The organism is Variovorax sp. P4_B11, assembly GCF_056402355.1.
This window is the reverse complement of sequence record NZ_JBFUHO010000036.1, coordinates 1-14,532: the sequence shown is the minus strand read 5'-3', so window position 1 is coordinate 14,532 and position 14,532 is coordinate 1. Positions and strand designations below refer to the sequence as shown.

Annotated in this window: 11 protein-coding genes and 1 pseudogene; 7 read left to right on the top strand and 5 right to left on the bottom strand. The window is 62.8% G+C overall.

From position 1 onward, the window contains the following. Nucleotides 1-277 precede the first annotated feature (277 nt). The 7 genes from AC1DYD_RS26465 to AC1DYD_RS26435 all read left to right on the top strand — a co-directional run bounded on the left by AC1DYD_RS26465 (nt 278) and on the right by AC1DYD_RS26435 (nt 9,381). The gene (locus AC1DYD_RS26465; protein WP_478175735.1) at nt 278-2,833 is read left to right on the top strand and encodes a winged helix-turn-helix domain-containing protein; all 2,556 of its coding nucleotides are present in this window, start codon (nt 278-280) and stop codon (nt 2,831-2,833) included. Nucleotides 2,834-2,972: 139 nt separating this feature from the next. Next, entirely contained in the window at nt 2,973-4,721 is a 1,749-nt protein-coding gene (locus tag AC1DYD_RS26460) for an FAD-dependent oxidoreductase (protein WP_478175734.1), read from the top strand. Continuing rightward, the gene (locus AC1DYD_RS26455; RefSeq protein ID WP_478175733.1) at nt 4,718-5,461 is read left to right on the top strand and encodes an SDR family NAD(P)-dependent oxidoreductase; all 744 of its coding nucleotides are present in this window, start codon (nt 4,718-4,720) and stop codon (nt 5,459-5,461) included. Before AC1DYD_RS26460 ends, AC1DYD_RS26455 begins: the two co-directional genes overlap by 4 nt. 94 nt (nt 5,462-5,555) lie before the next feature. After that, nucleotides 5,556-6,431, top strand: a complete 876-nt coding sequence (locus AC1DYD_RS26450; protein WP_478175732.1) for a sugar phosphate isomerase/epimerase family protein — start codon at nt 5,556-5,558, stop codon at nt 6,429-6,431. A 62-nt stretch (nt 6,432-6,493) separates the two neighbouring features. After that, entirely contained in the window at nt 6,494-7,504 is a 1,011-nt protein-coding gene (locus tag AC1DYD_RS26445; RefSeq protein ID WP_478175731.1) for a DctP family TRAP transporter solute-binding subunit, read from the top strand. 16 nt (nt 7,505-7,520) lie between these two features. After that, on the top strand, nt 7,521-8,081 hold the full coding sequence (locus tag AC1DYD_RS26440) for a TRAP transporter small permease (RefSeq protein ID WP_478175730.1): 561 nt from the start codon (nt 7,521-7,523) through the stop codon (nt 8,079-8,081). A gap of 19 nt (nt 8,082-8,100) precedes the next feature. After that, nucleotides 8,101-9,381 carry a TRAP transporter large permease subunit gene (locus tag AC1DYD_RS26435; protein ID WP_478175729.1) on the top strand — a complete coding sequence of 427 codons (1,281 nt, stop codon included), beginning with the start codon at nt 8,101-8,103 and terminating at the stop codon, nt 9,379-9,381. A 329-nt stretch (nt 9,382-9,710) separates the two neighbouring features. On the opposite strand, the gene AC1DYD_RS26430 is transcribed toward AC1DYD_RS26435, so the two are convergent. The 5 genes and pseudogenes from AC1DYD_RS26430 to AC1DYD_RS26410 all read right to left on the bottom strand — a co-directional run. Continuing rightward, on the bottom strand, nt 9,711-9,980 hold the full coding sequence (locus AC1DYD_RS26430) for a hypothetical protein (protein WP_478175728.1): 270 nt from the start codon (nt 9,978-9,980) through the stop codon (nt 9,711-9,713). Nucleotides 9,981-10,105: 125 nt separating this feature from the next. Further along, on the bottom strand, nt 10,106-10,897 hold the full coding sequence (locus AC1DYD_RS26425) for a hydroxyacylglutathione hydrolase (RefSeq protein WP_478175727.1): 792 nt from the start codon (nt 10,895-10,897) through the stop codon (nt 10,106-10,108). Nucleotides 10,898-11,242: 345 nt separating this feature from the next. Beyond that, nucleotides 11,243-12,559: a D-amino acid dehydrogenase gene (locus AC1DYD_RS26420; RefSeq protein WP_478175726.1), complete on the bottom strand. Its 1,317-nt coding sequence runs from the start codon at nt 12,557-12,559 to the stop codon at nt 11,243-11,245. Nucleotides 12,560-12,644: 85 nt separating this feature from the next. Continuing rightward, nucleotides 12,645-14,015 (bottom strand): MFS transporter, encoded by a 1,371-nt coding sequence (locus AC1DYD_RS26415; protein ID WP_478175725.1) that lies wholly within the window; start codon nt 14,013-14,015, stop codon nt 12,645-12,647. 154 nt (nt 14,016-14,169) lie between these two features. Then, nucleotides 14,170-14,532 (bottom strand): annotated as a pseudogene (locus AC1DYD_RS26410) (hypothetical protein); the annotation flags it as partial.

Here is a 14,532-nt window from a genome sequence, read left to right as displayed (position 1 = left end):
CTGAAGCCTTCCGCCAAGCGCGGTTCGCCCACCTGGCATCGCGATGTTGCCGGCCAATCGTTCCTGCACTGCGGACCTCGGTGGCGCAATCGTGCTGTAATCTCGGGACTTGCGCAAGTCAAGCCAGACCGCGTAGCCCAAGCGCAGATGGCGCAGGTGGCGAGGCGCATGGCCCCAGCCCGGGCAAAACGGAATGCGAATCCCAGGTCAAACTCTCTTGTTGAAGGCAAAGCTCGCACTCCCACCTGTTCAGCCGATGAGCTTGTCGCGTCCGCGCTTGCTTGATCTGATGTCCGAATCACTGAAGCGGCCGTTGACGCTTCTCTGCGCTCCAGCGGGATTCGGCAAGACCACGTTGCTCTCGGCCTGGGTCAACGAGACCGTGGATCGACCTGCCGTGGCGTGGCTGGGGTTGGACGAAGACGACAGCGACCCGGTGCGCTTCTTCGACTACCTGAGAGGTGCCTTGCAAGGTGCCAATGTCGACGTGGGATGCACAGCGACGGCCCCCCTCTCCGGGGCGGGGTCGCCCAGCCCGAAGGACCGGATGGCATCGTTGCTGGACGATCTCACCGAACTGGACCATCCAGTGGTACTGGTGCTCGACGACTACCAAGCGATCGACAACCCGGAACTCGATGCGGCGCTGACCTTTCTCGTCGAGCACCTGCCAGAGCATCTGCGCCTGATTGTCGCGACCCGCAAGAATCCGCAGTGGCCGCTTTCCCGATGGCGTGCTCGGCAATGGGTTGCCGAGGTCGGAATCGACCAGCTGCGATTCACGCCAGACGAAGCAATGGCATTTCTCGTGCGGAGCATGGGGCTGGCACTCGACACCGAATCGGCTCGGACGCTTGCAGCCCGCACCGAAGGCTGGGTGGCGGGGCTTCAGATCGCTGCGCTCTCGCTGCAGCGGCACGTGCAGTTGCAGGGAGAGGCGAACTTGGCACAGGTCGCCGCTGCATTCAGTGGTGAGCACAGGCACGTGATCGACTACCTGGCAGCCGAGGTCATGCGCCAGCAACCTCAGATGCTGCAGGACTTCCTGCGGAAAACCTGCATCCTCGATCGCTTCTCCGCCGATCTTTGCGATGCGGTCACCGAGCGCACCGACAGCCGGCAAATGCTGGTCCAGGTGGAGCGCGCCAACCTTTTCTTGCGGCGGCTCGATGACCAGGGCCGCTGGTTCCGGTATCACCAGCTCTTGGCGGATTTTCTTCGCGAAAGCCTTGCCGAGTCGGAGAAGATCGAGTTGCATCGTCGAGCCAGCGCTTGGTTCGAATCTCACGGGATGGGAAAGGACGCGATCAAGCACGCGCTCGCGGCCCGCAGCGACGCGGATGCAGTGAGGCTCTTTCGCAGTCTCGTGGAGGACATGCTCGCCCGCGGCGAACTGCCCACGCTGCTGGCATGGCTCGACATGCTGCCGGCGTCCCTTGTGCGTCGACATCAGGATCTTGCGGGGTATCAAGCGTGGCTTCTGTTCATGAGTGGCCGCACCGTGGAAGCCGAGGAGTACTACGCTTTGACCGGCGCGCCGAATGTGGCGGAAAGCTCCCAGGAACACAAGGGCATCCTGTTTGCACTCCAGGCCTTTTTCGCGATCACGTCGGACAATCCGGCCCGTGCGATCGAGCTGTCGCGCCAGGCGCTGGATCAGCTGGGAAATAGCACCTCGTTCTTCCGGGTTTGGGCTCTTTTCTACCAGGGGCTGGGTCTGCTTCGCACCGGCCTTCCGAAGCCGGCCACCGAAATGCTGCGGCAGGCTCTCGAGCTGGGATGGGCCTTCGGGCATCGCATGACCGCGCTCGACGCGCTAGCCCATCTCGCACCGTTGATGAGCGCTCAGGGCCAATTGCGCGAGGCGCAGTTGCTCTGCCGCGCGTCGCTGGAGCGCTGCTCGCCTTCCGACGAAGCGCAGGCGCCGATCAGCGGCCTCATCCTGATACCGATGGGCATGCTGGCATGTGAACGAAACGAATTGCATGAAGCGGTCGAGCTGCTTGAGGCGGGTGTCGCGCTATGCAGGCAGCTTGGCAATCTGTACCACACGCTGGCCGGAGAATGTTCCCTCGCCAAGGTCCACCATGCACGCGGTGCGCGCGAGCAGGCGTGGAACGCCTTGGCGGCGGCCCAGGATCTGGCAGATCGCTCCCGCAATCCACGGCGCCAGCGCATGGTGGGCATCGCTATCGCGGACCTCCAGCTTCGCGAGGGCAACGTCGCCGCGGCGAAACAGACCTTCGAGGCGATTCGCACCGCTGTCGAATCATCTGTCGAGGGTCAACTCCTGCACGCTCGCCTGCTGCTCGCAAGCAACCATGCGCTTGCCGCGCTTCGCATGCTCGGCGCGGTCGAGGTGTCATGTCGAAGCCAGGGGCAAGCCGGCATGCTCGTCACGGTCCATGTGCTACAGGCGCTGGGGCATCGCGCCAACGGCGGGCGAGCTGCAACGCTCGAACATCTCGAGAAGGCCGTGTCATTGGCAGCTTCGGGCGGCTATGTTCGCCCGTTCCTCGACGGGGATGCGGCGTTGGCCGGACTGCTGCGCCAAGTGATCAGCGCCGCTCCGGCGTTCGTCAACGGCCTGCTCGAACAATTTCGTCAGCCCTCGGAAGAAGACGTCGTCGAGGCGAACACGGCAGGGCTCACCGCGACTCAACTCGAGGTGCTGCGCCTGGTCAACCAAGGGCTTGCCAACCAGCAAATCGCGACGCAACTCGTGATCACGCTGGGTACGGCCAAGTGGCACGTCAGCCAGATCTTCGAGAAGCTCGGCGTGCGCAATCGCGCGCAGGCGATGACCAAGGCGCGCCAGTTGAAGCTCCTGTAGGTGTTTACCCCGAGACGGGCGTCCAACCTATCTTTCGATAGGTGGCGGATAGGCGAAATTTCGCTGCCGGATCACTAAATTCTGCTCTCGCGACGACGGTGGGTCGTTGCAAGAACAGGAGATACGGATGTCAGAGCCCATGGCCAGCGACACGCGCGGCGATGCCGAGTCGCTGAAGTGCGACTTGCTCGTCGTCGGTTCCGGTGCGTCAGGCCTGGCGGCCGCCGTGACGGCCGCGTGGCATGGCCTCAAGGTGGTGGTGGTGGAAAAAGAAGCCGTCTTCGGCGGTGCCACGGCCTGGTCGGGCGGTTGGATGTGGGTTCCTGGCAATCCACTCGCCAAGCGTGCAGGTATCCATGAAGACCCGCAGCAGCCGCGAACCTATCTTCGAAATGAACTGGGCGCGCGATATGACGCCGCGCGGATCGATGCATTCCTCGACAACTGCCCGCGCATGGTCGCCTTTTTCGAGGAACACACCGCCCTGCAGTTCGTCGATGGGAACGGAATTCCCGACATCCACGGGAACGTGGCAGGCGCCGGCACACAAGGCCACCAGATCATCGCCGCGCCATACGACGGCCGCGAACTTGGTCCATTGGTGGAGCGCTTGCGCAAGACAATGCGCGAAACCTCGTTCCTGGGCATGCCGATCATGGCGGGCGCCGACCTCGCGGCCTTCCTGAACATGACGCGTTCGCTGAAGTCGCTGCTGCACGTGAGCAGACGCTTCATCCGGCACCTGATGGACCTGGCGCTGTATGGACGCGCGATGCAATTGGTCAATGGCGTCGCGCTCATCGGCCGGCTGGCGAAGTCGGCCGAGAAATTGGGCGTGACACTCATCGAATCGGCCCCTGCAAAAGGCTTGATCGTGGAGGACCGCACGGTACGCGGTGCCATCGTGGCCGCGGCACGAGGCGATATCGAAATTCGCGCGGCCAAAGGCGTGGTACTCGCGGCAGGGGGATTCCCCCATGACGCGAACCGCCGCAAGGCGCTGTTCCCTCGCACACCGACCGGCGAAGAGCATCTCGCGCTGCCGCCCACCGCATGCTCTGGTGACGGTATCAGCCTCGGCGAATCGGCAGGCGGTTGCCTGGTGACGGATCTCGCGTCACCAGTGGCATGGGCGCCGGTGTCGCGGGTTCGACACATCGACGGCAGCGTCGGGCACTTCCCGCACATCATTGATCGCGCCAAGCCTGGGCTGATTGGAGTGCTGTCCGATGGCAAGCGGTTCGTGAACGAAGCCGACGGCTACTACGACTACACCGCCGCCATGGTCGCGAGAGTGCCCGAAGGTCAGGAGGTGGCGTCGTGGCTGATATGCGATCACCGCTTTCAGAGGCGCTATGGCCTCGGCCATGCGCGGCCATTTCCGATTCCCGTGGGACCTTCCATCCGCAACGGCTATCTGCAGCGAGCCGACGCCCTCGAAGACCTTGCCAAGCTCTGCGGCATCGACGCCGCGGGCCTAGTCGAAACCGTCAAGCGCTACAACACGCACGCGCGCCGGGGCGAGGACCCGGAGTTTGGCCGTGGGACCACGCCCTACAACCGCAAGCAGGGCGATCTGGAACACGAGGGGCCGAATCCGTGCGTCGCACCGATCGAGCAAAGACCGTTCTATGCCGTGAAAGTGCTCCCCGGCAGTTTCGGAACATTCGCCGGCCTGAAGACGAACGGCACGGCCCAGGTGCTCGACCGGAGCGACATGCCGATCGCCGGCCTGTACGCAGTCGGGACCGATATGGCCAGCGTGATGGGCGGCCACTACCCATCGGGCGGCATCAATCTTGGGCCGGCCATGACGTTCGGATACATCGCAGGCCGCCACGCGGCAGGCTTCGAACTTTCGCAACACAGCATGAGGAACAGCCAGTGACCACGACAGAACATCCCATTCAGACCGCCATCGTCACCGGTGGCGCCCGCGGCCTGGGGCTCGGCATCGCAAAGCGATTGGCCTCGGAAGGACGCAGGATCATTCTGTGGGATCTGGACTTCGAGAACTTCGCCACATCCCAAGCTGGCTTCGAACCGTTGTTGATGCAGCAGGTCGATGTGGCCGATCTCGAATCCGTAGTGAAGGCCTTCGATGAGGCCTTGTCGACGGCCGGACGTGTCGACATCCTGGTCAACAATGCGGGCATCAACGGCCCCATCGCTGCGACCTGGGAGTACCCCGTCGATCAGTGGCAGCGCGTGCTCGACATCGACCTGACCGGTGTCTTCAACTGCTGCCGAACGGCCATCCCGCATCTGATCGCGAACGGGTACGGTCGCATCGTCAATGTGGCATCGATCGCCGGCAAGGAAGGCAATCCGAACGGAAGCGCCTATGCCGCAGCCAAGGCCGGGGTGATCGCCTACACGAAATCGATTTCGAAAGAACTCGCGCAATCCGGTGTGCTAGTCAACTGCGTGGCACCGACGATGGCGGAGACCGACCTGCTCAAGCAAATGACGCCCGAGTTCATCGCATCGATCAAGGCGAAGATTCCGATGCGGCGATTCATGGAGATCGAGGAACTCGCGGCAATGGTCGCGTGGATCGCGAGCGCGGATTGCAGCTTCACGACCGGCTTCACCTTCGATCTGACGGGTGGGCGGGCAACATATTGAAAGGCATGACTGCCACGTCGAGCGGACAACGCCTGCGCAATTGTTTGCTCAAACGCCTGAACCCCGCGCAGCCACCCGAACTCTCGCACCAGCCATGATCAAAGAAATCGAACTTCATCACATCTCCCTGGCCAACCTCACCGTAGGTCGCACTGCGCCGACCGAATTGATCCGGGCGGCAGCCGGGGCGGGATTCGGCAAGGTCGGCTTGTCGATCATGACCGCGACCGCACAGCCGCTGCAGCATGAAGTCATCGGCCGGCCCGACGTGATCCGGGAGATCAAGGCGGCTTCCAAGGACACAGGTGTCGGCGTCTTCGACGTGGAGGCCTTCGTCCTGTCCCCGCAAACCGATATCGAGCGTTTCAGGCCCGCGCTGGAGCTCGGCGCCGAACTTGGCGCAACGCACATCTCTTCGATCGGCACGGAGTTTGCGGGCGGCGCGACCTTCTTGTCGAAGGAACAGCGCATCGACCTGTTCGGACGCCTGTGCGACGAGGCCGCCCAGTTCGGACTCACTGTCGGCGTCGAGTTCATGATGTATCGCGACATTCAGACCTGGCAAGACGCCCTGCAGATGATCGTCGCGGCGGGGCGCGCGAATGCCGGCCTGATCCTGGATGTCTTGCACTTCTTCCGTTCCGGTGCGGCGCCGTCCGATCTGCTGCAGGTGCCGGTGGAGAGAATCGCCTACGCGCAACTGTCCGACTGCCTTGCAGCGCCCTTGCCGGTGGAGAAGCTGGCCACGGAGGCGCGTACCTCCCGGCTGCACCTTGGCGAAGGCGCGATACCGCTGCAACAGATACTCGATCTGCTCCCGGCCGGCCTTCAATTGGTCATCGAGACACCCATAGGGGCCGAAACCAATTCCTCGACATTTCAGCGGGCCAAGTCAGCAGCCAAGCACACGACGGATTTCTTCCACGCGCATGCCCGCGCGCCGCGTCACCCGACCGCACCACATCCATAGGTCAATTCAAGCACCTCAACGCAACGGAGACAACAATGGTCATTCGCACACCACACAGTTCAATGCAGTCGATCCTCAGAGGGGTCGCAGCCACGCTTGCCTGCGGGCTGGCCCTGATGGGGAGCCCTGCGCAAGCCCAGATCAGGGATCACAAGGTCAAGCTGGCATTCGTCACGGCGGCTGACACCGGTGCTCTCAACGGCGTCGACAAGTTCGTGGAACTCGTGAAGCAAAAGAGCAACGGTAAGATCGATATCAAGGTGTTCCCCAACGGCACGCTCGGAGGCGATGTCCAGATGATCTCCTCCCTGCAGGGCGGCACCATCGACATGAGCGTGATGGGGACCAATGCGCTCGTCGGCGTCGTCAAGGAGTTCGGACTTCTCGATTTTCCGTTTCTGTTCGACAACGAGAAAGAAGCCTCCGGCCTGATCGATGGGCCCGTGGGCAAGCAGATGTTCGACAAGCTCGCGGCCAAGGGCGTGGTGGGCATGCCGATCTCGGCCTTCGGGTTCCGGCATCTCCACAACAGCAAGCGGCCCATCAACAAGGCGGAAGATGTCCAGGGATTGAAGCTGCGCGTCATCCAGAGCCCTGTGTACGTCGATCTGATGGGCGCACTTGGGGCCAATCCGGTGGCCATGTCTTTCACGGAGGTCTACAACGCGATGGAGCAGAAGGCCATCGACGGAATGACCAACACCGCGCTGATCGCGTCGAGCATGAAGGCGTACGAAGTGCAGAAATACATGTCGCTGACGGCACATATGTACAACTACATCGTTCTGCTCGTCAGCGGCAAGACCTGGGATCGGTTCAATGCCGACGAGAAGGCTCTGATTATCCAGGCCGCGACGGAATCGAAGGAATTCCAGCGAAAGAAGATTCCAGAGTACACCTCCGAGGCGCTGGCGGTGCTCGCCAAGAACGGCATGGTCGTGAATGACGTGCCGCCGGCCGAACGAGCCAGGCTGCGCGAGAAGGCCAAACCGGTCGTCGACAAGTACGCCGGTGTCGTCGGCGAAGCGCTGGTCAGGGAAGCCCACGCCGAACTGACAAAGATGCGCAAGTAGTCGGAGGAGCCCCATCGTGAACAGACTCATCGACGCCTTTTGCCGTCTCTTTGAAACACTGTTAGTCATCTTGCTTGCACTGATGGTGATTCTGGTGTTCGGCAACGTGGTCCTGCGATACGCGCTGAACTCGGGCATCGCCGTGAGCGAAGAAATCTCGAGGTGGCTGTTCGTCTGGATGGTTTTCCTCGGCGCCGTCGTCGCCCTGAAAGACCACGGACATCTGGGGACCGACATGCTGACTTCGCGCCTGCCGCTGGGGGGGAAGAAAGTGCTCGCGGTGGTTGCCCACGTGATGATGCTCTATGCCACATGGCTGCTGTTCTCCGGCAGCTGGGCCCAGGTCGCCATCAATCGCGAGGTACTGGCACCTGTCTCAGGCGCCTCGATGGCGATATTCTACGGGTCCGGTCTGGTCTTCGCCGCCTGCAGTGCGATCTTGCTGCTCCTGCAGCTGTGGCTGATCGTCTCGGGAACTGCCACTGAAGCCGACCTGAGCTTGAGCCAGGAAAGCGAAGACATGGCCCAGGTTGAAGCGCTGCACCTCGATCAGAGCCAAACTTTCAAGAAGCATTGAGCGCGCGGAGACAGACGACATGACAATATTCATCTTCATCGGCTCGCTGCTGGGCGTGATGGCACTGGGCGTTCCGATCGCGTATGCCTTGCTGCTTTCCGGCGTGGCTTTGATGTGGCACCTGGACATCTTCGATGCTCAGATCCTGGCCCAGAACGTCATCAACGGCGCCGATTCGTTCCCGCTGCTGGCCGTCCCGTTCTTCATGCTCGCCGGCGAAATCATGAACGTCGGGGGTCTTTCGCGACGCATCGTCAATTTGGCGCTCCAACTTGTCGGCCATCGACGCGGCGGCCTTGGCTACGTCGCCATTGTGGCCGCCTGCATCATGGCGGCGCTGTCGGGCTCGGCCGTGGCAGACACGGCAGCGCTGGCTTCGCTGCTGTTGCCGATGATGGTACGGGCGGGTCATGACAAGGGCCGCGCAGGCGGGCTCATCGCATCCGCAGGCATCATCGCGCCGATCATTCCGCCGTCCATTGGCTTTGTGATCTTCGGTGTTGCGGCCAATGTATCGATCTCCAAGCTGTTTCTGGCCGGTATCGTGCCGGGGCTGCTGATGGGACTGGGCATCGCCGTCACGTGGTACCTGGTGGCCAACAAGGAGGACATCGTTCCGCCGCCCAAGGCAACCTGGCCAGAGCGCATCCAAGCGCTGAAGGAGTCCACTTGGGCGCTGGTCCTGCCGGTCATCGTCATCGTGGGCTTGAAGTTCGGCGTATTCACGCCGACCGAAGCAGCAGTAGTTGCCGCCGTGTATGCGCTGCTGGTGTCTACATTGGTGTACCGAGAACTCTCGCTGACGCAGCTGTACGGGGTGTTCGTGAGTGCCGCCAAAACGACGGCGGTGATCATGTTCCTGACCGCAGCCGCGATGGTGTCGGCCTGGCTCATCACCGTTGCCGACATCCCGGCGCAGACGGTGGATCTGCTGAAGCCATTCATGAACAACCAGACGATGCTGCTGATCGCCATCATGGTGCTTGTCATGATGGTCGGCACGGCGATGGACATGATCCCGACAGTCCTCATCCTGACGCCCGTGTTGATGCCCGTCATCAAGGCCGCGGGCATCGACCCGATCTACTTTGGTGTTCTCTTCATCATGAACAACGCCATCGGATTGATCACGCCCCCGGTGGGTACGGTTCTGAACGTGGTGGCGGGGGTCGGCCGGATGAAGCTGGACGAGGTCACTAAGGGTGTGCTTCCGTTCATGATGGCGGAGTTTTTCGTGATGTTCGTGCTGGTGTTCTTTCCATGGCTGGTAACTGGCCCCGCAAGGTGGTTCGGCGGTTGACCCGGCGAAATTGCTCTCGATGGCTTTGTCAATCAGGAACTCATCGCGCAGCCGACGTTGAACGACTCGATCAGCCCATTGCGCGTGGGCTTTCCGGGCCGCGTGTAGTCGGCTTCAGGCCGCGCCGCCAGGCCCATTCGTCGAGCCCTGGAATGTGAACTCGGCGCTCCGACACCCCACCGGCCTTGCTGATCGACGAGTTTCGCGATCGACGAGGTGGTTGACGGCGGCTTCGATGCGGCACTGAAACTCGACGTCCACGACAAGTCGCTCTTGTTTCAGATACGGGAGTGCCGGTCGATACACCGGGGCCGCTGTTGTACCGCCCATCACGTGCCAAGCCGATGAATGCGCGCGGCATCAGCGTCGCAATACGCATCCGTGCCGCGCCGCAAGCCAAGCAATTCGACGCTGCGTTCCCGCAGCAACTCGGAGTCGCTCCTCAGAGCGCGCTGCAGGCACTCATCCAAATAGCCCCTATCGCTCTGCAGGCGTGACAGATCGACCCGCCAGCCCAAGCCAGCCATGAGCCATTTGAAGTCGACCAGGTTGAGGAAAGCGTTGGTTTCTTCCGAGCGTTTGGTATGTGTCGCATTCATGTATTCCGCCGCGTAAATCCCTACCTTGCTGAATCAGGTATCCCCAAGCGTTGCACCGCCTCAAATGCAGGTGCACGGCCTCAAGAAAGATAAGTAAAACAACTTCGACTGCCACCACCAGCCGCTCACCATGTATTGCGCAGTTCGCGCAGCCTGGCGAACACCGTCTTCGGGTCCGGCTGCTCGGGAAGATCGGGGAAGGCCTCGCGCAGCGCCGCGATGACGCTCGGGCTGCTCAGGCGCAGGAAGGTGTTGATCTGCTTTTCCTCCTGCAAGGTCGTGACCCGGGCCGTCGCCGGGTCCTGCCCCGACACCCGCGGCAGCAGCGCCTGGGCGGCCGCGTTGTCGGGCTCGCGCGCGAGCGTGAACCGCAGGTTGTTCTCGATGTAGTCGTGGCCGGGGTAGACCCGCGTGTCGGCGGGCAGCTTGGCGAGCTGGTCGGCGAAACTGGCGTACAGGGCCTCGACCTTGCCGCCGTTGTGGCAGTTGCCCGCGCCGGCGTTGAACAGCGTGTCGCCCGAGAACAGGGCCGGGCTGTCGGTGTGGGAGCGCAGGCAGATGTGGCACATGGTGTGGCCGGGCGTGTCGAGGCATTCGAGCTCGACGGTCCTGCCCACCTTGATCACGTCGCCGGCCTTGACGCCGCGGTCCACGCCGGCGATGCGCGAGCCCGACTGGTGGTGCGCGATCACCTTGGCCCCGGTCGCCGCCACCACGGCCGCATTGCCGCCGGTGTGGTCGTGGTGCTCGTGGGTGTTGAGGATCTGCGTGATCTGCCAGCCCTTGTCCTTGGCGGCGGCCAGGCATTTCTGGTGGTCCAGCGGATCGATGGCCAGGGCCTCGCCGCTCTCCGGGCAGACGATGAGGTAGTTGTAGTTGCGGTAGGCGTTGCCGGTCCAGATGCGCTCGACGATCATGCGTTGCTCCAGGTGTCAGATGCGAATGGCACTAAATCAAGACCCATTGCGTTGAGGTCAAGGCGCAAGTCTCTGAATATGAAGAGAAAGGGAGGTGGCTGGCCGAGGGATCGATAGGACGGGTGCAGCGCTTCTTGCTAGGGGTGTTCAGTTCGACACGTGCTTCGATCGGCGGCTCGGCAGGGCCTCGAGCACACATCGAGCGGCTGCATCCAAGCGGCTTCTTCCATCGCACCCGAGCGAACGACCAACTGGTGAATGAACGATCCAGCCCGGTGCAGAAATCGACACAGCCAATTCTTCATACCACCTCCCACCAGGTCGCTCTGCGCTCCCCGTTGGTTGTCAGGCAGCTGAGCCACGGCGCCTCGCGCTCCCGCCTTGTGTCTCATGCGCCAGCCCCGTGAACGCGAAATCGACCTCCGGCTTCAGCCCGCTCACGATCCGCGCGATCGACTTGCCCGAGCCGCAGGCGTGGGTCCAGCCCAGCGTGCCGTGGCCGGTGTTCAGGAACAGGTTCGGCAGTCGGGTCCCACCGATCAGCGGCACGTTGCTCGGCGTCGCCGGACGCAGCCCGGTCCAGAACTGGGCCGCGGACGCATCGCCGGCACCGGGGAACAATTCCTCGACGCGCCGCACGATGGCCTCGCAGCGCACCCTGTTCAGGTCTCGGTCGTAGCCGTTGAGTTCGGCGGTGCCAGCGATCCGCAGCCGGTCGCCGCTGGCCGAGGTGTAGCGGGAGAACACGAGCTTGTATTCGTCATCGGTCAGCGAGACCTGATGGGCCTTCGAGGCGTCCTTGACCGGCAGGGTCACCGAATAGCCCTTGGCCGGATAGATCGGCAGCCGGATGCCCAGCGGCGCCGCATAGAGCGGGCTCAGCGAGCCCATCGCCAGCACGAAGGCCTCGCCGCGGATGCGCTGGAAGCGGCCCTCGCTGTCGGTCGCCTCGACGTGGTCGATGGCACCGCCGGCTTCGCGCAGCGCGGTCACCGTGTGGCTCATGAGGAAGCGCACGCCGGCCGCCTCGGCCAGCTTGACCAACTCGCGCGCGAAGCGGTTGGCGTCGCCCGATTCGTCTTCCGCCGTGTAGGTCGCACCGGCCAGTTGTGGGCGGATGTGGGCGAGCGCGGGCTCGAGCTTCACCGCCTCGTCGGCCGAGATCACCTGGCGCTCGCAGCCCAGTGCGCGCATCTGCTCGGCCGGCTTCAGCGCGCCATCGAACTCCTTTTGCGTCGTGTAGAAGTGCAGGATGCCTTGCGTGCGCTGGTCGTAGGCTAGGCCGGTGTCGCGGCGCAGCTGCTGCAGCGTGTCGCGGCTGTAGGTGCCCAGGCGCACGATCTGCTCGATGTTGTGGCGGGTGCGCGCTGGCGTGCATTCGCGCAGGAACTGCAGGCCCCAGAGCCACTGGCGCATGTCGGCGCGAATGCGAAACAGCAAGGGGGCGTCCTCCTTGCCTAGCCATTGCAGCACCTTCAGCGGTGCGCTCGGGTTGGCCCAGGGCTCGGCATGGCTGACCGAGATCTGGCCGCCGTTGGCGAAGCTGGTTTCCGCCGCCGGCGTGGCCTGGCGGTCGATGACGGTCACTTCGTGGCCGAGTTGCTGGAGGTAGTAGGCCGAGGTCACGCCGAGCAGGCCGGCGCCAAGAACGATCACGCGCATATCGAGAATCCTTGAAGGTTGCAGCGCCCGGACGCGACGGAACGGATTGCCGACGGAAACGAAGGCAATCAGTGACCCGCAGCGCTCAAGCAGCGGACTCCGGTACGCTTTTCAACGCAGCGGCGGTGCTCGCTTCGGGGTGAGCCGTCCCCGCACGGTGCAGCGATAGCTTCGATGTTTCCGACAACATCAATCCGCCTATCGATCCCATCATTGCGATCACGACCAAATACCACGCAGGCGACATGGCGTTGCCCGTCGTCTTGATCAGCCACGTGGCGACGAGCGGCGCCGTGCCGCCAAACAGCGTAAAGGCCAGGTTGAAGGTAATCGCCGAAGCGGTATAGCGGGTGCGCGTTGGAAACACCTCGGATAGCAACGGCGGCGTCACCACGTTCGCCAACACCGCGCCCATCGCCAGCATGCACACGCCAATGACCGACGGCAAAAAATGCCCCGAACCCACCAGCGAGAAGGATGGATAGACCGTGACGATCAGGATGACGCACGCCGTAAACATGGTCTTCCGGCGGCCTGCCCAGTCCGAGTACAGACCGGCCATCGGACACAGCGCCGCAGCGAAAACCAACGCGATCACCGTGATGAGCAGCGAAGTCGCGCGGTTCATCCCGCCAGCCACTTGCAGGTAAGTCGCATAGTAGGTGGTGAACATGTAGAACGACAACGCCGTCACCGAAATGAACGCCCCCAGTTTCAGAATGCCCGCTGCCTGCGTGCGCAGCGTGTCGCGCAACGGCGCATGCGCGACCTTGTGCTCGCCTTCAAGCGCGCGAAACGCCGGGGTTTCGCTGAGATTCATCCGTAGGTAAAGACCGATAAGACCGGTGGGCGCGGCGGCCAGAAACGGCACACGCCAGCCCCAGCTGCTCATGGCATCGGCGGAAAGCGAAGCGTCGAGCGCGTAGGCCACGATCGCAGCCAACGCGAAAGACGAGAACGTCGATACCGGTAGAAAGCTACCGTAGCGCGCTCGCTTGTGCTGCGGCGCATGCTCCATCACGTAGGCGCACGCGCCCGCATATTCACCGCCGGCGGAGAAACCCTGCACGCAACGCAGGACCGTGAGCAGGAACGGCGCGAACGCGCCGATCGCGGCATACGTCGGCAACAAACCGATCAGCGTGGTCGCCGCGGCCATCATCAGGATGGTCAACGCGAGAGTGCGTTTGCGGCCAATGCGATCGCCAACCACGCCAAACACAATGCCGCCCAGCGGCCGGAAGGCAAATGCTACGGCGAAAACGGCGAAGGTATTGAGCAGCCCGACTGCCGGATCGTCACTCGGGAAAAACTCGCGCGTGAGGATGGTCGCGAGAAAGCCATACGCGGCAAAGTCGAACCACTCGACAAAATTGCCGACCGATGCCGCGAAGATCACCTTGCGCAGCGTTTTCAGATCGACTTCAGGGGGTGACGCTTCCGACATGATCGACATTCGATGTCTCCAGGGAAAAAGAACGGTGATGCGGGATGTTTTTCTGGCGAGCGCCGACCCGGCCGGCAAGATAGGCGGGGTTACCGTGGACGCCTGCGTTGCTCATGCGGGCGCCCGGTTCGATGCGCTGAAAGCTGGCGAAATCTACGCAGATTCAGGCACGTCGCCCTTCGCCGCGCATGATCGACTGCGCGAACGAGACAAGCACAGCCGCGGCCTCGGAGACCTTCTCCGGAAGAAGCGCGTGGCCGGAGCCATGAATGATCTCCATCGTCGTCAGGTGGCCAACACGATCTCGCAGGAAGTCTTCTTCGGGTACCGGTGCAATCTTGTCGAATTCAGGCGCCACATAGAGCACCGGAAGATTTTTGCCAACTTCGGTCCAACTGCTGTCGGCCGTTGCGTTCGTCGCTGCCAGCTGGAATTTGGAGACCTCCGTATGCCACCCGCTCAACCATACGGAAGCATCATGCCCTGGGGCGAAGAAGTGAAGCATCATGCCCTGGGGCGAAGAAGT